The organism is Micromonospora sp. NPDC049004 (assembly GCF_040649315.1).
Taxonomy (GTDB): Bacteria; Actinomycetota; Actinomycetes; order Mycobacteriales; family Micromonosporaceae; genus Micromonospora.
The window spans coordinates 315,707-334,971 of the sequence record NZ_JBEZFG010000001.1 but is presented as its reverse complement, the minus strand read 5'-3'; the positions used below and the strand labels follow the sequence as shown (position 1 = coordinate 334,971).

At 73.7% G+C, this 19,265-nt stretch carries 17 protein-coding genes; 10 read left to right on the top strand and 7 right to left on the bottom strand.

Annotated elements, in window-relative coordinates:
• Positions 1–84: 84 nt before the first annotated feature.
• Positions 85–972 (bottom strand): IniB N-terminal domain-containing protein, encoded by an 888-nt coding sequence (locus AB0B97_RS01390; RefSeq protein ID WP_357489681.1) that lies wholly within the window; start codon positions 970–972, stop codon positions 85–87.
• Between the two features lie 297 nt (positions 973–1,269).
• On the opposite strand from AB0B97_RS01390, the gene AB0B97_RS01385 reads away from it, so the two are divergent.
• The 8 genes from AB0B97_RS01385 (at position 1,270) to AB0B97_RS01350 (ending at position 10,126) form a co-directional block, all read left to right on the top strand.
• Entirely contained in the window at positions 1,270–2,535 is a 1,266-nt protein-coding gene (locus AB0B97_RS01385; protein ID WP_357489679.1) for an Hsp70 family protein, read from the top strand.
• Between the two features lie 5 nt (positions 2,536–2,540).
• On the top strand, positions 2,541–5,117 hold the full coding sequence (locus AB0B97_RS01380; protein ID WP_357489677.1) for a LuxR C-terminal-related transcriptional regulator: 2,577 nt from the start codon (positions 2,541–2,543) through the stop codon (positions 5,115–5,117).
• A 7-nt stretch (positions 5,118–5,124) separates the two neighbouring features.
• Positions 5,125–7,182, top strand: coding sequence for a nitrate- and nitrite sensing domain-containing protein (locus AB0B97_RS01375; RefSeq protein WP_357489675.1), 2,058 nt, complete (start codon positions 5,125–5,127; stop codon positions 7,180–7,182).
• Positions 7,179–7,628, top strand: a complete 450-nt coding sequence (locus AB0B97_RS01370) for a roadblock/LC7 domain-containing protein (protein ID WP_357489673.1) — start codon at positions 7,179–7,181, stop codon at positions 7,626–7,628. Before AB0B97_RS01375 ends, AB0B97_RS01370 begins: the two co-directional genes overlap by 4 nt.
• Positions 7,606–7,986, top strand: coding sequence for a DUF742 domain-containing protein (locus AB0B97_RS01365; RefSeq protein ID WP_357489671.1), 381 nt, complete (start codon positions 7,606–7,608; stop codon positions 7,984–7,986). Before AB0B97_RS01370 ends, AB0B97_RS01365 begins: the two co-directional genes overlap by 23 nt.
• Before the next feature lie 69 nt (positions 7,987–8,055).
• Positions 8,056–8,790, top strand: coding sequence for a cellulose binding domain-containing protein (locus tag AB0B97_RS01360; RefSeq protein ID WP_357489669.1), 735 nt, complete (start codon positions 8,056–8,058; stop codon positions 8,788–8,790).
• A gap of 44 nt (positions 8,791–8,834) precedes the next feature.
• A complete protein-coding gene (locus AB0B97_RS01355) occupies positions 8,835–9,215 on the top strand; it encodes a YccF domain-containing protein (protein WP_234581719.1) in 381 nt (126 codons plus the stop codon).
• A gap of 113 nt (positions 9,216–9,328) precedes the next feature.
• On the top strand, positions 9,329–10,126 hold the full coding sequence (locus tag AB0B97_RS01350) for an SAM-dependent methyltransferase (RefSeq protein ID WP_357489667.1): 798 nt from the start codon (positions 9,329–9,331) through the stop codon (positions 10,124–10,126).
• Positions 10,127–10,154: 28 nt separating this feature from the next.
• On the opposite strand, the gene AB0B97_RS01345 is transcribed toward AB0B97_RS01350, so the two are convergent.
• Complete coding sequence (locus AB0B97_RS01345; protein ID WP_357489665.1) at positions 10,155–10,889, bottom strand: cellulose binding domain-containing protein; 735 nt, start codon at positions 10,887–10,889, stop codon at positions 10,155–10,157.
• 379 nt (positions 10,890–11,268) lie between these two features.
• Between AB0B97_RS01345 and AB0B97_RS01340 the strand changes: the two genes are divergently transcribed.
• Positions 11,269–12,342 carry a hypothetical protein gene (locus AB0B97_RS01340; protein WP_357489662.1) on the top strand — a complete coding sequence of 358 codons (1,074 nt, stop codon included), beginning with the start codon at positions 11,269–11,271 and terminating at the stop codon, positions 12,340–12,342.
• Between the two features lie 126 nt (positions 12,343–12,468).
• Positions 12,469–13,395, top strand: coding sequence for an acetamidase/formamidase family protein (locus AB0B97_RS01335; protein ID WP_357489660.1), 927 nt, complete (start codon positions 12,469–12,471; stop codon positions 13,393–13,395).
• A 46-nt stretch (positions 13,396–13,441) separates the two neighbouring features.
• Here the strand turns inward: AB0B97_RS01335 and pdxY are convergent, their stop codons facing one another.
• The 5 genes from pdxY to AB0B97_RS01310 form a co-directional block, all read right to left on the bottom strand.
• Positions 13,442–14,293, bottom strand: coding sequence for a pyridoxal kinase PdxY (gene pdxY, locus AB0B97_RS01330; protein WP_357489658.1), 852 nt, complete (start codon positions 14,291–14,293; stop codon positions 13,442–13,444).
• A 217-nt stretch (positions 14,294–14,510) separates the two neighbouring features.
• A complete protein-coding gene (locus tag AB0B97_RS01325; protein WP_234581725.1) occupies positions 14,511–15,296 on the bottom strand; it encodes a serine protease in 786 nt (261 codons plus the stop codon).
• A gap of 388 nt (positions 15,297–15,684) precedes the next feature.
• Positions 15,685–16,812 (bottom strand): LLM class flavin-dependent oxidoreductase, encoded by a 1,128-nt coding sequence (locus tag AB0B97_RS01320; protein WP_357489656.1) that lies wholly within the window; start codon positions 16,810–16,812, stop codon positions 15,685–15,687.
• Between the two features lie 18 nt (positions 16,813–16,830).
• Positions 16,831–17,898: an LLM class flavin-dependent oxidoreductase gene (locus tag AB0B97_RS01315; protein ID WP_357489654.1), complete on the bottom strand. Its 1,068-nt coding sequence runs from the start codon at positions 17,896–17,898 to the stop codon at positions 16,831–16,833.
• 10 nt (positions 17,899–17,908) lie between these two features.
• Positions 17,909–19,258 (bottom strand): NtaA/DmoA family FMN-dependent monooxygenase, encoded by a 1,350-nt coding sequence (locus AB0B97_RS01310; protein ID WP_357489652.1) that lies wholly within the window; start codon positions 19,256–19,258, stop codon positions 17,909–17,911.
• Between the last annotated feature and the right edge of the window lie 7 nt (positions 19,259–19,265).

Here is a 19,265-nt window from a genome sequence, read left to right as displayed (position 1 = left end):
TTATCAAGAGGAACCGGAAGGGAAACCGGAGAGAGCCGGGCCGCCCGAGGCGACCCGGCCTCCCGCTTCCGACGGGAATTCCCGTCAGAGCAGACCGCCGGTGATGCCGAGCAACCCGTGGTCCGACGAGGCGGGCCCCCCGTCGTGCAGGTCGCCGGTCACACCGTCGGTGACCCCTCCGGTCACGTCACCGACAGTGCCGGTGACCCCGGGAAGGAGACTGTCCACGTGGTGCGTGACACCGCCCACCACGGACGGGACGTCCACCGGCGGCACCACGCCGCCGACGGCACCGTGCCCGAGGCCCAGACCACCCAGGGTGTCGTGGACGCCCAGGGAGCCGACGATGCCGTCGACCTGGCCGTGCACGCCGGAGAGGGCACCGCCGGCCACGTCGCCGCCGAGTACCGGGTCGGTGACGCCGAGCACACCGGTCGGGTCCCCGACGGTGCCGGTCACGCCGCCCAGAACCGGGTCGGCGATGCCGTCGACCGGCTGCGCCACGTCCGCGTCGAGGGTGTGCGCGACGTCGGCCACACCGGTCAGGTCGGTGTCGAGGCCGCTCGGGCCGATGCCCAGGCCGACACCCGGAAGCACGGTCACCCCGGCGGCCACGGTCGTCGGGTCCACGGCGATGGCGCCGAGCACACCGGCCTTGACGTCCACGCCGGCCGGCGAACTGGTGACGCTGATCTGCTGCGCCACGCTCTGCAGCTGGCCGACCACATCGGTGGCGTCGGTCACCAGCGGGTCGAACCCGAGCTGCCCGACGGCCGGAACCAGCGGCGCGAGGCCCTGCCCCGGCGCGTAGTCGACCACGAGCGGCACCACGTCCTGCACGTCGGCGGCCGTGATGTCACTGAGCCCCGCGGCGTGCAGCGCGCCCTCCGGGTCGAGGTCGAAGGCCGACCGCGCGTCGGGGTTGGTCAGCAGGTCGAGCACGAAGTCGTGGAGGGTCTGTTGCGAGTCCATGTGCCGGTTCTCCTCGGATTGGCGTCGGCGACCGTCGTTCGTCGACAGTGACGTTATTGCGGGGGCCGATCCCGGACATCGGGGCTCGGCCCGCATCCGATCCCGCCGCGTTAGGGCCTTGATCGGCTCCACCGTTAGGGGGACTGGGGGAAAGCGTCTCGGGCAGATTAGGGTCCCGACCAGGGAGCGATCTCTGGTACGAACGTAGGAGCCCGCGGGTTTCGCCGGGGGTGGGTCGCCGGGCAGCGCCGGCGCCATCGCCACCAGAGGGCCGACTCGCGGAAAGAGAAGAGACGGATGCCGTACGTCCTGGGGATCGACATCGGAAGCACCAACACCGCCGCCGCCGTCGCACGGCGCGACGGCCGGACCTGGACGCGCCCGGAAGCTGTTCCGCTCAACGCCGGCTCCCCCCTCGTACCGTCGGTGCTGCACCTGGCCGAGGACGGCGCCCTGCACATCGGCGGGCCCGCCACCGACGACGGCAGCCGCACCACCAGGGACTTCGTCCGCCGCATCGGCGACGACGTGCCCCTGCTGCTCGGCGGCGAGCCGTGCGCGCCGCAGACGCTCACCGCGGAACTGGCGGCGTGGGTGGTGGAGCAGGTGCAGGCCGCCGAGGGCGGTCCGGCCGAGGCGGTCGTGCTCAGCCACCCGGCGGCCTGGCGGCCGTACCGGCGGGAGCTGCTGCACCGGGCGCTCACCGACCTCGGTCTGCGCGGCGTCACGCTGCTGCCCCGCACCGTCACGGTCGCCGAGAGCCACGCGGCCCGCGGGTTCGACGGCACCACGGCCGCCGTCTACGCGTTGGGGGGCGCCAGTTTCGAGGCGGCCCTCGTGCGGCGCACCCCGCGCGGCACCTACGAGAGCTTCGGCACCCCGCAGGGTCTCGACCCGATCGGCGGCGCCGACTTCGACGAACTGCTGGCCAGCCACGTCCGCACCGTGCTGTCGCGGGAGTTGGCCGCCACCGGCCGTCGGGAGCACCAGGCCGCCCTGCGCGGGCTGCCGGCCGAGTGCGACCGGGTCAAGCGGGCGCTGACCGTCGAGCTGGCCGCCGACGTGGTGTTGAGCCTGCCGACCGGCCCGGCGCGGATACCGGTGACCCGCGCGCAGTTCGAGGCGATGATCCGTCCGACCGTGCAGGCCACGGTGGACCTCCTGCTGCGCACCGTGCAGGGCGCCGGCCTGACGCCGACGCAGCTCGACGGCGTCCTGCTGGCCGGCGGCTCGGCCCGCATCCCGCTGGTCACCGAGCTGATCACGGCGGCGCTTCCGGTCCCGGTCGAGGTGGAGCCGGACGCGCAGCTCACCGCCGCCACCGGGGCGGCGAGCGCGGCCTGCCAGGTGGTGTCACCCCGCCCCCGGCACCCCCCTGCGGTCCGCGACCCGGCGCCGGTCGCCAGCTCCGGCCGGGCCGCCATCCCGGCCCTGCGCCGGCCGCGGAACCACGCCACCGATCCGGGCGAGCCGCCACCGCGCCCTCCGGTCCGGATCCTCCCCCTCGACCTGCCGAAGGCGTCCCGTCTGGCACTGACGCTCAGCCGGGGACGCGAAGGATGACCACAATGATCATGAATGACGTCGTCGAGTCCCGACTGGTGCTCGGCAGAGCGCCCAAGGCCCTGCTGGACCGGGTCGCCGACGATCCGACCGGCCCGCTCCTGGTCGGCCTGGCCGGCCCCGCCGGCCACGGCAAGACCGCGCTGCTCGCCGAGCTGACGCGCATCGGGCGACGGGCCGGGCTCACCGTACGCACGGGCGTACCGGAGCCGACCGATCCCGTCGACCCGGCCGAGCTGCTGCTGGTCGACGACGCGCACCTGCTCGACGACGAGCGGGTCGGCGTGCTGCTGGATCTGGTCGCCACCCGACGGCACCGACTGGTCGTCGCCCACCGGCCCTGGCCCCGATCGGTGGCTTTCTCCGAGCTGACCGACGTGCTGCGCCGCGAAGGGCAGGCCGTGCTGCTCGGCCCGTACGGGCGGGAGCAGACCGCGGCCCACCTCGCCGCCGCGGCGCCCGAGCTGGCGCACCGTGGCGACCTGGTCGACTACGTGCACACGCAGACCGGTGGCGTCCCCCGCGATGTCGAGCGGCTGACCCGTGGCCTGCGCGCGGTCCCGGGCCTGAGCAGCGCCCCGACCGAACCGCCCCGGTCCGTCGTCCTCGAGTTCGCCCCGGAGCTGGAGATCCAGCCCACCGCCGTACGACGGCTGCTGCTCGCGGTCGCGGCCGGCGTACCGCTGCCGGTGACCATGCTCGGCCCGCTGCTCGACCAGGAGCCGGAGGCGGTCGACGAGCTGATCGCCACGACCCGGGCCGCCGGGCTGATCGGCGCGGACGGCCGGCTCACGCCGATCGTCCGGCGGGCCGTCACCACACTCAGCCCGGCCACCGAACGCAGCGCGGTCTGGCGTCGCCTCACCGAGTTGCAGCTCGCCCGGGGCGGCCCGGTGCTGCCGCTGGTGCGCTCGCTGCTCGCGGTGGGCGTGCTCGGCGACTGCCCGGCCCCGACGCTTGCCGCGGCGGCGCAGGAGGCGCTTGCCGACGAGCCGGCCTTCGCCGCCGATCTGTTCGCCGCCGCAACCGCGGCCGGACACCCGACGAGCGCCCGGCAGGCGCTCGCCGCCGCGCTCGCCGGCAACCTCGACGACGCGCTGCGCCTGGCGGACCGACTGCTGGCCGCAGCCGATCCGACGGACCGCGCCGAGGCAGCAGTGGTGGCCGCCACCGCTCTGGCGCACCGCGGCCACACCGGCCGCAGCGTCGAGCTGTACCGCTGGTCGGGCACCGCATCGTCGCTGGCGTACGCCACCGTCGGCGGGCTCGCCACCGGCGACCTGACCGCAGCCGGGCCGCCGGTGGACGAGTCGGCCGGCGAACCGCCCACACTGCACGCGAGCGCCGCCCGGCTGATGGCCCAGGGCGTCCGCGAGAGCGTCACCGGCACGCCGAGCGCCGCGCTCTCCGCGCTCGTGCAGGCCGCCGCGCTGCTGGAGCCGGACGGCCGGGCGGCGCTCCTGCCGGACAGTCCCGCCGCGCTGGCCGCCCTGACCGCCGTGCACTCGGGCGAGCTGGACATCGCCGAGCAGGTGCTGCACCGGGCGCAGGCCGCCGGGGTCGGCGGTCCGCTGATGGCCCGCCGACACCGGCTGTTGCAGGCCTGGATCCTGATGGTCCGGGGCCAGACGCTCGCCGCCGCCGAACGCCTCGCCACGGTGACCGCCGACGAACGGCCGTTGGAGTCCCGTGACCTGCTCTTCGCCGCCGCGCTGCGGATGGGCATCGGTCGGCGCACCAGCGACCTCGGCGCGCTCAAGCGAGGGTGGGGGCAGGCCCTGGAGGCGGTTGTCCGCCATCCCGTCGACCTGTTCACGCTGCTGCCACTTGGCGAACTGGCCATCGCGGGCGCACGACTGGGCGACGCGGCCCGGTTGGCACCGTACCTGCGGGAGGGTCGCGCGCTGCTCGACCGGCTCGGCGCTCCGACACTGTGGAGCGTTCCGCTGCACTGGAGCGGGTTGCACGCGGCCATCCTGAGCGGCGAGCCGACGGCCGCCGACGACCACGTCGCCGCCCTGCTGGCCGCCGCCGACCACAGCCGCTACGCCGCAGTTGTCGCCGCGGCCGCCGAGAGCTGGGTCGAGGTGCTGCGGGGCGTGGTCGACCCGGTGCGGGTGGAGGCCGCCGCCCGCGGCCTGCACGACACCGGACTGTGCTGGGACGGCGCGCGCCTCGCCGGGCAGGCCGCGATCCGCACCTCGGACCGGCGGGCGATGACCACCCTGCTCGAATGCGCCCGCGTGCTCCAGGGCCGGCCGGCCGCCGCCACCGGCGGGCCGCGACCGCCCGCCGGCGAGAGCGCCACCCCGGCGACCGACGCCATCGCCGCCCCCACCCAGCAGGGGCTCAGCGACCGGGAGTACGAGGTGGCCGAGCTGGTGCTGGCCGGGCTGACCTACCGGGAGATCGGTGATCGGCTCTTCATCTCGGCGAAGACCGTGGAGCACCACGTGGCCCGCATGCGCAACCGGTTGAACTGCGCGAACCGTGCCGAGCTGCTGGCCCTGCTGCGGACCGTCGTCGCCGACCGGGCCAGCGACGCCGCCGGACAGCCCTGGCCGCAGCGGTCGGCGCGATGAGCCGGACGTGCCACGGGTCACCGCGAACCGGGCGGAGCGCGACGTGACGCACAACCCCGAACGGCGACTGCGGGTCCGGTTCGTCGCCGCGGCGGCGGTGCTGCTCACGCTCTGGTCGTACGCGGCCTACCTGACCGGTCAGGACGCGGTCGACCTGCTGCGGGTGCGGACCCTGGCCGACACCCTGGGCCAGCCCATCGACCGGCTGATCCTCAGCCTGCAGACCGAGCGCCGGGTGACCGCCGAGGCGCTGGCCGGGTCGGCGCCGGCGCGGACCGCGCTGGCCGGGGCGCGCGAGATGACCGACCGGGCGACGGCGGACGTCCGGGCGTTTCCGGCCGGCCGCGATCTGCGCCTGCTCAGCGCCGGGGCGGTGCGTGATCGGGCCGAGGCGCTCGTGCGGCGGTTGAACGGGCTTGGCGCCGTCCGGTCCCAGGTGGACGCCGGGTACCTCGACCGCACCAAGGCGACCGACGGGTACGACCAGCTCGTCGACGCCGCCTTCGACGTGTACGGACCGGAGTGGGGCGCGTACGAGAGCAGGCTGGCGATCGAGACCCGCGCGGTGATCGCGCTGGCCCGCGCCCGCGAGCTGCTCGCCCGGGAGGACACCCTCATCAGCGCGGCCGTCCTGAGCGGTCGGATCACCGCCGAGGAGCGGCGCCGGCTGGTCGAGCTGGTGACCACCCAGCGGTACGCCCGCGTCGAGGCGGCGGCCGGCCTGCCGGCCGGTGGCCGGGGCGCGCATCAGCGTCTCGCAGCAGCCCCGGAGTTCGCGGGCCTGCTCGCAGTGGAGGACGTGCTGCTGCGGACGGACCGGGCCGACGCGCTGCGCGGGATCAGCGCGGCGGACTGGCGGACGACGGCGGACGCCGCGCTCGGCGCTCTGCACGAGCTGGTGACGACCACCGCCCGCGGGAGCGTCGAACGGGCCACGCCGGGGGCGGCGGTGATCGTCGGGCGGACCGGCGCGGTGGTGGGGCTCGGGCTGATCGCCGTGCTGGCGGTGCTGCTCGGCTGGGCCGCCACCGTGCGCCGTCTGACCGACGGGCGGGCCCGCCCGGGCGCCGACCCGAGCCGGCCCGAGCCAGTGCCGGCACCACCCGCCGACGACCAGCCACCCGGCGACCAGACCGGCAGCGGTCAGACCGGCAGCGGCCCGACCGGCGGCGGGCCGGTCGAGGACCGTCGCGCCGGGGACCTGTTGGTGCGGGTCACCCGGCGCAACCAGGTCCTGCTGCGCAATCAGCTCGACCTGCTGGACGCGATGCAGCGGCGGGAGCGCAGCGCCGAGGAGGCCGACGAGCTGTTCCAGCTCGACCACCTCACCACCCGGATCCGCCGCAACGTCGAGAAGGTGATCACCCTCGCCGGCGCGACCCCGGCCCGCCGCTGGCGACGTCCGGTCCCCCTGCTCGACGTCACGCGCGGCGCGGTCGCCGAGGTGCCGGAATACCACCGCGTCCTGGTCGCGCCACACTGGCCGTGGTCGCTCGCCGGGCCCGCCGTCACGGACGTCGTGCACCTGCTGGCCGAGCTGATCGAGAACGCCCTGACCTTCTCGGGCACCGACACCACAGTCCGGGTCGCTGGTGAGCACCGGCCGCACGGCTGCGCGGTCGTGGTGGTCGACGACGGTCCCGGCCTCGACGAGACCGCGTTGAGCGAGGCCAATCACCTGCTCACGAACCCGCCCACCCACCCGCCCGCCGACGCCACGGGGTTGCACACGGTCGCCCTGCTGGCCGCCCGCTGCGGTGCCCGCGTCACGTTGCGGCCCAGTCGGCGCGGCGGGACGGCCGCGATCGTGCACCTGCCTGCGGAACTGGTCACGGTGACCGGCGGACCTGCCGTGGCGGTCCCCGGGCCCGCGCACCGGCCGGGTCACGGCGGGCCCGACGCGGCCAGGACGGGCGGGGCGGGCGGCACGGGCGAGTTGCCGATGCGGGTCCGCCAGTCCCGGGCCGCCGGGCCCGAATCCGGGCTCAGGTGGCCCGACCCCGGCAGCACCGGCCCCGACACCGTCGAGCTGCCGGTCACGAGAGCAACGAGGAGACATCGATGACGCATGCAGTGGTCACCGCGGACAGCCTGACCGGCGCGCTGGACCGTCTGGTCGACCGGGTACGCGGGGCGGAGTTCGCCGTGGTGCTCTCCCCGGACGGGCTCCCGCTCGGCAGTTCCCGACGGGTGGAGGCGAAGCTGGCCGAACAGATCTCCGGCGTGGTCGCCGGCCTGCTGGCGTTGGGGTTGGCCGCCACCCGCACCTGCGACGCGGGCGGGCTACGCCAGATCGTCGTGCAGATGTCGCGGGCGTTCCTGTTCGTCGCCACCATCGGAAACGGGACGATCCTCACCGTCCGGATCGCCGGCGACGAGACCGAGGTGGGTGACATGGCGTACGAGGTCGCGCTCTTCGTGGGGCAGGCCGAACGGCACCTGCCGATCACCCTGAGCCCCGCCTCCGCGGCGAGAAGCGGGGATTCCGGTGCACAGCGCCAACTCCGCTGACGAGGCGTGGTACGACGACGACGCCGGCCCGGTGGCCCGTCCGTACACGATGACCGGTGGGCGCACCGCTCCCGAGCGGGGCCGCTTCGACCTCATCTCGCTGGTCGTCGCGCGGCGGTCGGCCACACCGCCCACGGCACTCTTCCCCGAACAGGCGCGCATCGTCGAGCTGTGTCACCATCCAGTGTCGGTGGCCGAGGTCAGCGCCGAGCTGGATCTGCCCCTGGGCACCGTCCGGGTCCTCCTCGGTGACCTGCTCGGGGCGGGTCTGGTCGAGACGCACGAACCACCGACGCTGTCGGAGCTGCCGTCGCAGGAGCTGCTCGAGTCGATACTTGTCGGGTTGCGCGCCCTGTGACGGGTCGGGTGCCACCGCGATCCATGGGTCGCGGGTTGGCGCCCGGTGATGAAGTGAAGGGGAGAGGCAGTGCCGGCAACACCGCCGCAGCCACGGCGTACTGTGGCGATCATTCTGCTGGACCGGATCGTGGCCGCCGCCGCAGCCGTACGGCGGGTGGTCACCGGCCGGGGCGATGTGTCGCGGGCCACCTGGATCGCCGTGCTCGCGGCGCTCGGCGTGGTGGTGGCGACGGTGGTCTCCATCATCGGCGTGGTGCGTACGCCGGAGCAGTTGGCGCCGGTGACCCTCGATCCGCCCCCGTCGGTGGACCAGTTGGGCACCCCGGCGGCGGGTACGCCCCGGGGGCAGGCGATACCGGCGGCCAGCAGCCCGCCCACGTCCGCGCCGCCGTCGGCAAGCGCGGCCCCGCCGCACGCCGAGCCGCCGACCAGCGCGCCGGCGGTGACCCCCTCGTCGGCGTCGCCGACCCCGGCCGCGCTCGCCGCCGACTTCGCGATCGAGGAGAAGGCCCTGCTCAGCTACGGCGCCGCCGTGACGGTCAGCAATCCGGGGCCGGCTCCGGTGGCACAGTGGACGCTGGCCATCACGCTGCCCCGGGAGTCGCTGCGCGTCAGCGCGGTCCAGGGCGCGCGGGCCACGCAGGACGGCGCGGTGTGGACGTTCGTGCCGGACGGGAGCGCCGGGCAGGTGCCGGGCAGCGCCTCGGTCCGGGTGACGTTCCGGGTCAACGGCGCGGCGGTCGGCGCGACGCCCACGGCGTGCACGATCGACGGGGTGGCCTGCGCAGGGCTGCCGGACTGACGGCCGCCGGCCGTCCGGTGGCGCGCGTCGCTCATGCTGAAGGGGTGATTCGCTTCGTCCTGAACGTCCTGTGGCTCATCTTCGGTGGTGGCCTCGTGCTGGCGATCGGCTACGGCTTCGCCGCGCTGGTCTGCTTCGTCCTGGTCGTCACCATCCCGTTCGGCGTCGCCTCGTTGCGCCTCGCTGTCTACTCGTTGTGGCCCTTCGGTCGCACCCTGGTGCCCAAGCCGGGTGCGGGCGTCGGCTCCGGGTTGGCGAACGTGCTGTGGGTGGTGCTGGCGGGCTGGTGGCTCGCCCTGTCGCACATTCTCGCGGGCATCGCGCTCTGCGTCACGATCATCGGAATTCCCTTCGGCATCGCCAACTTCAAGCTCGTCCCGGCCGCGTTCTGGCCGCTGGGCCGGGAGGTCGTGGACGCGCCGTGACCCGTCGCCGGGTCGCCCGCGTAACAACGGGCGACCCGGCCCGGACCGTCACCGTCGATAGTGGACACTTTGAGGCGCCACCCCCGCCGTCGAACCCCCGATTGGAGCCTGGCATGGCCGGCCCGGACGCCGAACTCACCGCGACGCTTGCGCCCGACGTGCCGCACGCGGCGCGGATCTGGAACTACTGGATGGGCGGCAAGGACAACTTCCAGTCCGATCGGGCGGCCGGTGACGCGGTCGCCGAGGTCTACCCGGAGATCGTCCTGATGGCACAGCAGTCCCGCCGGTTCCTGGTGCGGGCCGTACGCCATCTGGCCGCCGAGGCGGGCATCCGGCAGTTCCTGGACATCGGCACGGGCCTGCCCACCATGCAGAACACCCACGCGGTCGCCCAGGCCGTCGCGCCCGACTCGCGGATCGTCTACGTCGACAACGACCCGATGGTCCTCGTGCACGCGCGCGCGTTGCTGGCCAGCACGACCGCGCAGGGCCTCACCACGTACGTCCCGGCCGACTACCACGACCCGGAGAGGATCCTCGCCGAGGCGGCGCGGACGCTGGACTTCGACCAGCCGATCGCTGTCATGTTCATGGGTGTGCTGGGGTACGAGCCGGACCTGGCCGTGGTGCGCTCGATCGTCGCTCGGACGATGGACGCGACCGCGTCCGGCAGCCACCTCGTGCTCTGGGACGGCACCAACACCAGCCCGGCGGTGGTCTCCGGCGCGCAGCGGTTGGCCGAGAACGGTGGTGTGCCGTACATCCTGCGCAGCCCGACGGATCTCGCCAGCTGCTTCTCCGGGCTGACGATGGTGGAGCCCGGCCTCGTGCCGATCCCGTTGTGGCGCCCGGACGACGCCGACGCCGAGGGGATCGACGCCTACGGCGCCGTGGCCCGCAAACCCTGACGGGCGCGGGCCACGGCCCGGTCACCGGTCAGCGACCGCAGGCCAGCAGCAGAGCGTCGGGGACCGCGCTGGTGGTCACGAGCAGGCCGAACGTCGTCGCGCCGCCCGGCGCGAGCGTCCCGTTGTAGGAGGCGTTGCGGACCGTGACGTCGGCGCCGGCCGTCTCGGCGACCCCGCGCCAGACCGTCTGGATGCGCTCGTCGCCGGCCCACCGCCAGGAGACGCTCCACCCGTCCAGCGCCTGCGTGCCGGTGCTGCGCACCGTCACCGTGGCGACGAAACCGGTGCCCCAGCGGGAGTCGATGGTGGCCGTCGCCCGGCACGCCGCCAGCGCGGCGGTCCGGGCCGGTCCGATCATGTACGGGTCCCGCCGGCCATCGGCGTCACTGACCCGGTACCAGTACTCGGTGTCGGGCGTCAGCTGGCCGACGGTGACGGTCCCGTTGGTCTCCGGCCCGGTGACGGCCTGGGCCACCGGCGCCTGCCACTGTTGGGCGTCCTCCCGGCTGGCGAAGAGGCTGACGGTCATCGGCGGGTTGTAACCGCAGGGCGGGCGGAACAGGATCGAGTACGACAGCGTCACGCTCGTGGTGGTCACCGCGGTCACCGACACGCCTATCGGTAGGGCCGGCGGGCAGGTCGGGGTCGGTGACGGCGACAGGGTGGGTACGGGCGTGGGGGCCGGCGCGGCCCCGGCGGAGCCGGTCGTGCCGGCCCAGCCGGCCAACGCCATGGTCGTGACTGCCAGGAAGATGCGGAGCATCGGTACCTCCGGGAAGACCGTCGCCGTCGCGGTCTCCGATGGGCGACCGACCGTGCGGGGCCGGACGTGCGGCGGCCGCCCGACGGCGATCGGCATGCGGCCGCTGACGAGGACTGCCCGGCGCGGGTGGTGTGACCACCTCGCGCGTCCCCGCATCCGGAAAAGACCTGACGCGCCGGCTCCCCGAGCGCGCGAACCACAGCATCGCATTCGACAACCGTCGATACAAGCTCGTCCATCGGTGAGCGGCGGCGGCAGCGGATCGTCGACGCGAGCCCGTCGAGAAGCGGCTGCCTGTTCCTCGCCGCGGGGACACGTGCCGGCCCCCTGAACCGACGATCATTCATCGTGGCCTGTCAATTCGACGCGGGAGCACACCATGCGCGACAGAAGCAGCACGAACCGGCGATCCCGGGTGGCGAGGGCACTGACCGCGACGGCCGCCGTGGCGGCACTGACCGTCGCCCCGCTCGCGGCGCCGGCACCCGCCACCGCCGCCGTCAGCCGGGCCGAGCTGGCCCTGCGCTGGGCGCCCGTGCACTACCAGGACGTCGACGCCACCGGCACCCACGCCCTGGGCGGTCAGTCCGACTATCTCACCGCCGTGGACTTCGACGGCGACCTGTCCGGGCGCAACAACTGGGACCGTGCCGGCCAGTCCGGCACCTCCCTCGCGGCGCACGCGTACTACTCGGTCGTGGAGACGAGCACCCACTGGTACATCACGTACCTGTTCTTCCACCCGCGGGACTGGACCGATCACCCGTTCTTCGAGACCGAACACGAGAACGACGGCGAGGGAGTTCTCTTCGCGATCGAGCGCGACGGTACCCCGTACGGCGTCCTGCGCGGCGCGGTGACTGTCGCGCACAGCGACTTCTACTCGTACACGCCGGCCGGCAGCACCTGGACCAGTGGCCGGGAGAGCGTCGACGGCACCCTGCAGTTCCAGACCTCACCGCACGACTCCTTCGCGCACCCGGTGACCGCGCAGGAGGCGCAGGGGCACGGCCTGAAGGCGTATCCGCAGTACGCCATCAACGGCGACGGCCTGGTCTACTACCCGTCGACGGTGGCCGAGACGCCGAGCAGCGGCGACGACCGCGACGTGCGGTACCAGCTCGTCGACATCTTCGCCGCCGGGGGTCTGTGGGCGCAGCGGACCAACGCGAACCTGTTCGCCAGCCTCGGCACGTTCGCCGGCGACACCTCCGGCGACTGCGGCTCGGGCACCTGGAGCTGCTCGGCGAACTCCGCGAACGCCCCCTGGGGCTGGGACGACGGCAACGACGTACCCGCGCGCGGCGAGCTGGCCAGCGACCCGGCGAAGCTGTCCGCCGAGTACTTCACGGTCCCGGCCGGGCTGGCACGCAGCTACAGCTACAACCCGTACGCCGGCGCCGCCGCGGCGCTGGCCGAGGCGGCCAGGACAGCAGCGCCCACCGTCGACTGACCGACGGCTCACCTGCGCGGCCGGCCCGTTCTGGGCCGGCCGCGCACCGGCTCACACGCGGCCGCCGGGCGCGTCGGCCGCCCCGGAGCGGTCGCGCCGCGCCGCGCCAGCACGTAGCCTGCGCGGATGCGACACACCCTCGCACCCGGTGACGAGACCCTGCACGGTCACTTCTCCCCCGACAGTCCGCCGGCCCTCACCATCGACCCCGGCGACACCGTCACCTACCGCACCCTGGACTGCTGGTGGTCGGCCGGCCCCTACCCGGGCGGAGCGAACCGGGACCGGCCCCGGGTCCCGCAGCACCGGCCCGATCACGGGCATGCGCTGACCGGGCCGGTAGCGGTCCGCGGCGCGCGGGCCGGCCAGACCCTCGCGGTACGCATCGACGCGATAGTCCCGGGCGCCTGGGGAACGACTGTGGCCGGCGGGTGGCCGAGCGGGTTCAACAAGTGCTACGGCGTCGAGGCCGACGGCGTGGTGCACGCCTGGGAGCTGGACCCGGTGGCGTTGACCGGCCGCAACCAGCACGGCCACACGGTGGCGCTGCGCCCGTTCATGGGGGTGCTCGGCATGCCGCCCGCCGAGCCGGGGAGGCACTCGACAATTCCGCCCCGCGCGTGCGGCGGCAACCTGGACTGCAAGGACCTGACCGCCGGCAGCACCCTGCTGCTGCCGATCCCGGTCGACGGGGCGCTGTTCTCGGTGGGGGACGGGCACGCCGCGCAGGGCGACGGCGAGGTCGGCGGTACGGCGATCGAGTGCCCGATGGACGAGGTGACGCTGACCTTCGACGTCCGCGACGACTTCCCGGTCACCGGCCCGGTGGCCCGCACCGCCGACGCCTGGCTGACGCTGGGCGTGGGCGCGTCCCTCGACGACGCGACGTTCATGGCCCTGGACGGGATGCTGACCCTGCTGCAACGGCTGCACGGCCTCCGCCGACCGGACGCGGTGGCGCTGGCCAGCGTCGTCGTCGACGTGCGGGTGACCCAGATCGTCAACCAGACCGTCGGCGCGCACGCGGTGCTGCGCGACGACGCGCTGCGCTGAGCCGCCACAGCGGACCGCCCGTGCCGCTTCGCGACGCCGGACGCTGTCAGCGCAGCCGGCGGGCGGTGAACCTCGCCGGCGGCTCGGCGATCGCGTCCTGTGCCGCGACCAGCTGGATCTCCCGGGTGCCCGCCGCGAGGGTCGCCTCAAGGACGGCGAAGACCGAGGAGATGGTGCGCTCCAACGCGGTAGCGGGTGAGCCGGAGGTCAACAGGTGCGCCAGGTACAGCGCTGCCGTGACGTCACCCCCGCCGTTCGGATTGATCGGCAGCAGCGGCGTGGTCACCGCCCAGGCGCCCTCGTCGGAGACCGCCACCACCTCCAGCGCGTCCGCCGGCACGTCGCCGTGCAGCACGCTCGTGACCAGGACGTGCCGCGGTCCGGTGGCGCGAACGACGTCGACGGCCTCCAGCACCTCCGCCAGCGTGGACGTCGTACGGCCGGCGAGGAAGTCCAACTCGAAGTGGTTCGGCGTGATGATGTCGGCGCGCGGCACGACCGTGTCGCGCAGGTACTCCGGAATGCCGGGTCGGACGAACATGCCCCGACCGATGTCGCCCATCACCGGGTCGCAGCAGTACAGGGCGGCCGGGTTGGCGGCCTTGACCTGGGCCACCGCGTCCAGGATCACGGCGCCCATCGCCGGATCACCCTGGTAGCCGGACAGCACCGCGTCGGCGCCACCGAGGACCCCCCGGTCGGCGATGCCCGCGATCACCTCGGCCACGTCGGCGGCGGCCATCAGCGGCCCGCGCCACGCGCCGTACCCGGTGTGGTTGGAGAAGTGGACCGTCAGGACGGGCCAGACCTCGTGCCCGAGTCGCTGGAGGGGAAAGACGGCGGCGGAGTTGCCGACATGGCCGTAGGCGACCGACGACTGGATGGACAGGATCTGCACCGACCCATCATGGCCGCCCTCGACGAGACGCGGCGCACGGCCCGCCGAATCTGTCGGCTGGCCCACTCCGGCCAACAGGTACGCGCCGCGCCACGGCCGACCCGCGAGCCGGCGCCACCACAGCGCGGTCGGGCGTGCGGCGCCAGCCGCGGAGCACGCCCCCGGGCGGCCCGGACCGTGTCGTCCGCGCCGCCCGAGGTCGTTCGCCAGCGGGCCGTCAGCCGCCGAGGCTCGCCGCGGCGGAGGCGATCGACGAGGCGAAGTAGCTCACCTGCGTGTAGACGCCCGGGTAGTTGGGTCGGGCGCAACCGTTGCCCCAGCTGACGATGCCGACCTGGATCCACGCGTTGGTGGCGTCGCGGCGGAACATCGGGCCACCCGAGTCGCCCTGGCAGGTGTCCGTACCGCCGCTGGCGTAGCCGGCGCAGATCTCCTCGGCGGGGATCAGGTCGCCGCCGTAGTTGGAGTTGCAGGTGGAGTCGCTGACGAACGGCACGGTGGCCTTGAGCAGGTACCGCTGCTGGCTGCCGCCCTCGCGCGCGGCGCCCCAGCCGGCGATGGTGAAGGTGCCGCTGTCGTACGCGGTGGTGGTGGCGATCTTCAACGTGCTCAGCCCGGTCACGGGGGTGGCCAGGCGGATCAGCGCCCAGTCCTTTCCGGAGCCGTTGTAGCCGGGAGCGCGGTAGACGTAGTTGGACCGGACGGTGATCCGGCTGGACGACTGGAGGTCGACGGTCCCGAGCGTCGCGGTGATGCTGGTGTTGGTGCCGGTCGAGCCCACGCAGTGCGCCGCGGTGAGCACCAGCCGGGAGCTGTAGAGGGCCCCGCCGCACCCCATCGAGAGCCGCACCATGAACGGGAACTCACCCTGCGCGGCGCGGGTGCCGCCGACGACGTTCGGCGTGACGGGGTTGTCGGCCGCGGCAGCGGGCGCCGCGAGGGTGAGGCTGGCCGCGGCCAGCGCGGCGGCCACCAGGCCGGTGAGGGTACGCCAGCGAACCATGCATTCCTCCGCATCCGGACGGCACGCCTTGTGAGCGCGCCTCGAGTCGAGATAGCGATCAGCATATTGAGATGCATGGATGTTGCGGGTCATCCCCGCTGGGTCGTATCCCCGCGTTATGGGGCCGAGGCGTCGTCCTCGCGCCGGCCACGCCGATCCGGGCGACGGCCACGGTCGGCGCCGACGGCCAGGAGCCGAGCAGATCGACAAGGCTGGAAAGGGCGCTGGTGTCGGGGACAAGGTCCATCGCGGCCTCCGGGTTAGAGCCCCACCATCCGCGCTCCGCGGAGGGCTTCCCCCGGGCCCGGCGTATCGACGGGCGCCACAGTCATTGTCGCAGCCCCCGACGACCAGGGGAACCGGCAGCCGCCGACGGCGCGGAGCGCGGTCAGTCCCGCCACTCCTTGGCGAGCAGCTCGTAGGAGCTGATCCGGTCGGCATGCGCGTGCGTGATCGTGGTGATCAGCAGCTCGTCGGCGTCCGTGACGTCCCGCAGGGCCCGCAGCCGCTCGGTGACCGTGCCGGGTGATCCGACGAACTGCGTGTCGACCCGGTCCGCGACGAGCCGACGGTCGGCGTCGGTCCAGGGCATCGCGGCGGCCTGTTCCGGGCTGGGGAACGGGATGGCGCCCTCGCCACTGCGGATGCTGCGCACCCAGGGCCCGTACGGCGCGGAGAGACGGCGTGCGGCCTCGTCGGTCTCGGCGACCACCACGTCGGCGGAGACCACCACGTACGGCTGCGCCAATCCGGCCGAGGGCCGGAACGCGGCCCGGTAGGCGGCGACCGCGTCGAGCACCGAGGAGGGGCTGACGTGGTAGTTGGCGGCGAACGGCAGGCCCAGCGCGCCGGCGAGTTGTGCGCTCTCCCCGCCGCTGCTGCCCAGCAGCCACACCCGCAGGTCGGCGCCCTCCCCCGGAACGGCGTGCGCGTCCAGGCCGTCGGCGTCGGTGTAGTCGCCGCGCAGCAGGGCCAGGACGTCGGCCACCTGGTCGGCGAAGGCCGGCGGTTGCGCCCCCGGCTGGTGCAGCAGCGCGCTGGTCAGGGCGAATCGTGGAGAGGCGAGCACGCTGGCGTAGGAGAACGGCGGCGGGATCAGCAGCCCGTCGACCACCCGGGCCTCGGCCTGCGGCGGCGGAGCGGACGCGGCGGGTTCCCGGGAGGCCTCCACCCGCCGCTGTCCGGACCGGCCCAGGCCGAGGTCGATTCTCCCCGGATACAGGGCGGCGAGGGTGCCGAACTCCTCGACCACCGACAGGGCGGTGCGGTGGCCGACCTGGACCGCGCCGGAGCCGACGCGGAGCACACTGGTGGCCGAGGCCACCTGCCCGATGAGCACGGCCGGCGCCGAACTGGCCACGCCTGCGGCGAGGTGGTGCTCGGCCAGCCAGTAGCGGTGGTAGCCGGACTGCTCGGCCCGGCCGGCCAGGTCGACGGTGTTGCGCAGCGCCTCGGTGACGGTGCCGCCGGCGGGAACCGGAGAGAGATCGAGAACGGACAGAGGGGTCGCTGACATGGTGGTCCCCGTTTCTGGTCAGGCCGTCGTGGCGGCGGTCACCGGCGCGCGGAACGGGCGGCTGGGAATCTCGCGGCGCAGCACCGGAGCCACCTCGGCCTGGAACAGCTCCAGGCTCTCCCGGTGCTGCTTGTCGGTCAGCCCGTCGTGGTCGGCCTGGAGGTGGATGACCTCGTGGCCGAACCGCTCGTGGTAGCGCAGCACCTTGTCGATGATCTGCTGCGGACTTCCCACAAGCATCGAGCTGCGCTCGATGGCGTCGGACAGGGTGTGGAAGACCGGCGGGACGCCGAGCCGGCGGAACGCGGCGAGCCGGGCGTCGAAGATCGGCCGATACCTCTCGACCGCCTCCTGCGACGTGCGCGCCACGTGGAACCCCGCGGTCCCGGCGCCGACGAGGGCGTCCGCCGGGTCGTGTCCGTAGTGGACCCACCGTTCCCGGTAGTGGCGGATGAGGTCGGCGTAGGGCTCGATGGGGTTGGTGACGTTGGCGGAGAAGATCGGATCGCCGTGGCGGGCCGCGAGGTCGACCGACTCCCTGCTGGTGGCACTGCCGTGCCAGACCCGGATGGGCTGTTGCAGCGGGCGGGGCCAGGTCTCGGCCTCGGTCAGCGACGGCCGGTACGTCCCGGACCAGGTCACCTTCTCCTCCCGCCAGAGCCGACGGAACAGCTCGTAACCCTCCCGGTTGCGGTCCCACTGGTCGTCGGCGGTGACGTGGAAGAGCTGCGCCTGCGCGGCGCCGTTGCCCTTGCCGATGATCAGTTCGAGTCGGCCGTCGGAGAGATGGTCGAGGGTGGCGTAGTCCTCGTAGGCGCGGACCGGGTCGAGCAGGCTCAGGGTGGTGACCGCGGTGAAGAGCCGGATCGTGGCGGTCCGGGCCGCTATGTGGCTCAGCACCACCGGCGGCGAGGAGGAGATGAAGGGACGTTCGTGCCGCTCGCCGACGCCGAACCCGTCGAAGCCGAGTTCCTCGGCGAGAACGGCGGTGTCCACCACCTCGCGGAACCGCTCGGTGGTGCTGCGGCGACGACCGGTGACCGGATCGGGCAGGTGGGTGATCAGGGTTATCAACAGGAACTTCATGCGGCGACCATCACTTTCGGCGGGGTCGGGGGCGGGCGGGGCCGAGGCCGAGGTGGTCACGCAGGGTGGTGCCGGTGTACTCGGCGCGGAACACGCCGCGCTCCTGCAACAGCGGGACGACCCGGTCGACGAACTCGTCGAGACCGCCCGGGGTCAGGTGCGGCACCAGGATGAACCCGTCGGCGGCGTCGGACTGCACGAAGTGGTTCATCCGCTCGGCGACCTGCCGCGCGGTGCCGACGAACGACTGCCGGCCGGTGACCTCGATGACCAGGTCACGCATGCCGAGGCCCTTCTCCTCGGCCAGGGCCCGCCACTGCCGGGCGGTGGCGACCGGGTCGGGGTACATGCCGGCCCGGCCCCTGCTGATCGTGTCGGCACTGACGTCCGGGTCCTCGGCGGGAAGCGGGCCGTCGGGGTCGTACCCGGACAGGTCCCGGTTCCACAGCTGCTCCACGAGCAGGATCGCGGTCTGCGGGCTGACCTGCTGGCGGCGGATGTGGTGGGCGCGTTCCTGTGCCTCGGCGTCGGTGTCGCCGAGGACGAAGGTGACCCCGGGAATGATCTTCAACTCGTCGGGGCGACGGCCGTACCGGGCCAGCCGGGACTTCACGTCCCGGTAGAACTCCTGACCGGCCTCCAGGGTGCCGTGTCGGGAGAAGATCGCATCGGCGCTGGACACCGCGAACTCGCGCCCGTCGGGCGAGTCGCCGGCCTGCAGGATCACCGGGTGTACCTGCGGGCTGCGCGGCACGGTGAAGTGCCCGGCGATGTCGAACTGGTCGCCGTGGTGGGTGAAGGCGCCCGGGTCGGCGTCCGTGACGTACCGGCCGGTGTCCCGGTCCCCCACGATCGCCTCCGCCGGCCACGACTCCCACAGCGTCCGGGCGGTACGCACGAACTCGGCGGCCCGCTCGTAGCGCAGCGAACGGTCGAGGTAACCGCCCCGGCGGAAGTTCTCCCCGGTGAACGCGTCGGAAGTCGTGACGACGTTCCAGGCGGCCCGCCCACCGGAGAGGTGGTCGAGGCTGGCCAACTGCCGGGCCAGCTCGTACGGCTCCCGGAAGGTGGTGTTGAGCGTGCCGGCCAGGCCCAGGTGGGTGGTGACCGCGGCGAGGGCGGAGAGCAGGGTCAACGTGTCCGGGCGGCCGACCACGTCCAGGTCGTGGATGCGGCCACGCTGCTCGCGCAGACGAAGCCCTTCGGCGAGGAAGAGGAAGTCGAACTTGCCGCGCTCGGCGGTGCGGGCCAGGTGGACGAAGGAGGAGAAGTCGATCTGGCTGCCGGAGTCCGGATCGCTCCACACGGTGGTGTTGTTCACGCCGGGAAAGTGCGCGGCCAGGATTATCTGCTTGGGCATGGCGGTC

What these genes read in the sequence shown, in the direction of transcription:
- AB0B97_RS01325 (WP_234581725.1), bottom strand. Translation starts at nt 15,296, where the DNA reads ATGGTTCGCTGGCGTACCCTCACCGGCCTGGTGGCCGCCGCGCTGGCC.
- AB0B97_RS01310 (WP_357489652.1), bottom strand. Translation starts at nt 19,258, where the DNA reads ATGCCCAAGCAGATAATCCTGGCCGCGCACTTTCCCGGCGTGAACAAC.
- AB0B97_RS01320 (WP_357489656.1), bottom strand. Translation starts at nt 16,812, where the DNA reads ATGTCAGCGACCCCTCTGTCCGTTCTCGATCTCTCTCCGGTTCCCGCC.
- AB0B97_RS01335 (WP_357489660.1), top strand. Translation starts at nt 12,469, where the DNA reads ATGCGACACACCCTCGCACCCGGTGACGAGACCCTGCACGGTCACTTC.
- AB0B97_RS01380 (WP_357489677.1), top strand. Translation starts at nt 2,541, where the DNA reads ATGATCATGAATGACGTCGTCGAGTCCCGACTGGTGCTCGGCAGAGCG.
- AB0B97_RS01385 (WP_357489679.1), top strand. Translation starts at nt 1,270, where the DNA reads ATGCCGTACGTCCTGGGGATCGACATCGGAAGCACCAACACCGCCGCC.
- AB0B97_RS01390 (WP_357489681.1), bottom strand. Translation starts at nt 972, where the DNA reads ATGGACTCGCAACAGACCCTCCACGACTTCGTGCTCGACCTGCTGACC.
- AB0B97_RS01315 (WP_357489654.1), bottom strand. Translation starts at nt 17,898, where the DNA reads ATGAAGTTCCTGTTGATAACCCTGATCACCCACCTGCCCGATCCGGTC.
- AB0B97_RS01340 (WP_357489662.1), top strand. Translation starts at nt 11,269, where the DNA reads ATGCGCGACAGAAGCAGCACGAACCGGCGATCCCGGGTGGCGAGGGCA.
- AB0B97_RS01370 (WP_357489673.1), top strand. Translation starts at nt 7,179, where the DNA reads ATGACGCATGCAGTGGTCACCGCGGACAGCCTGACCGGCGCGCTGGAC.
- AB0B97_RS01345 (WP_357489665.1), bottom strand. Translation starts at nt 10,889, where the DNA reads ATGCTCCGCATCTTCCTGGCAGTCACGACCATGGCGTTGGCCGGCTGG.
- AB0B97_RS01350 (WP_357489667.1), top strand. Translation starts at nt 9,329, where the DNA reads ATGGCCGGCCCGGACGCCGAACTCACCGCGACGCTTGCGCCCGACGTG.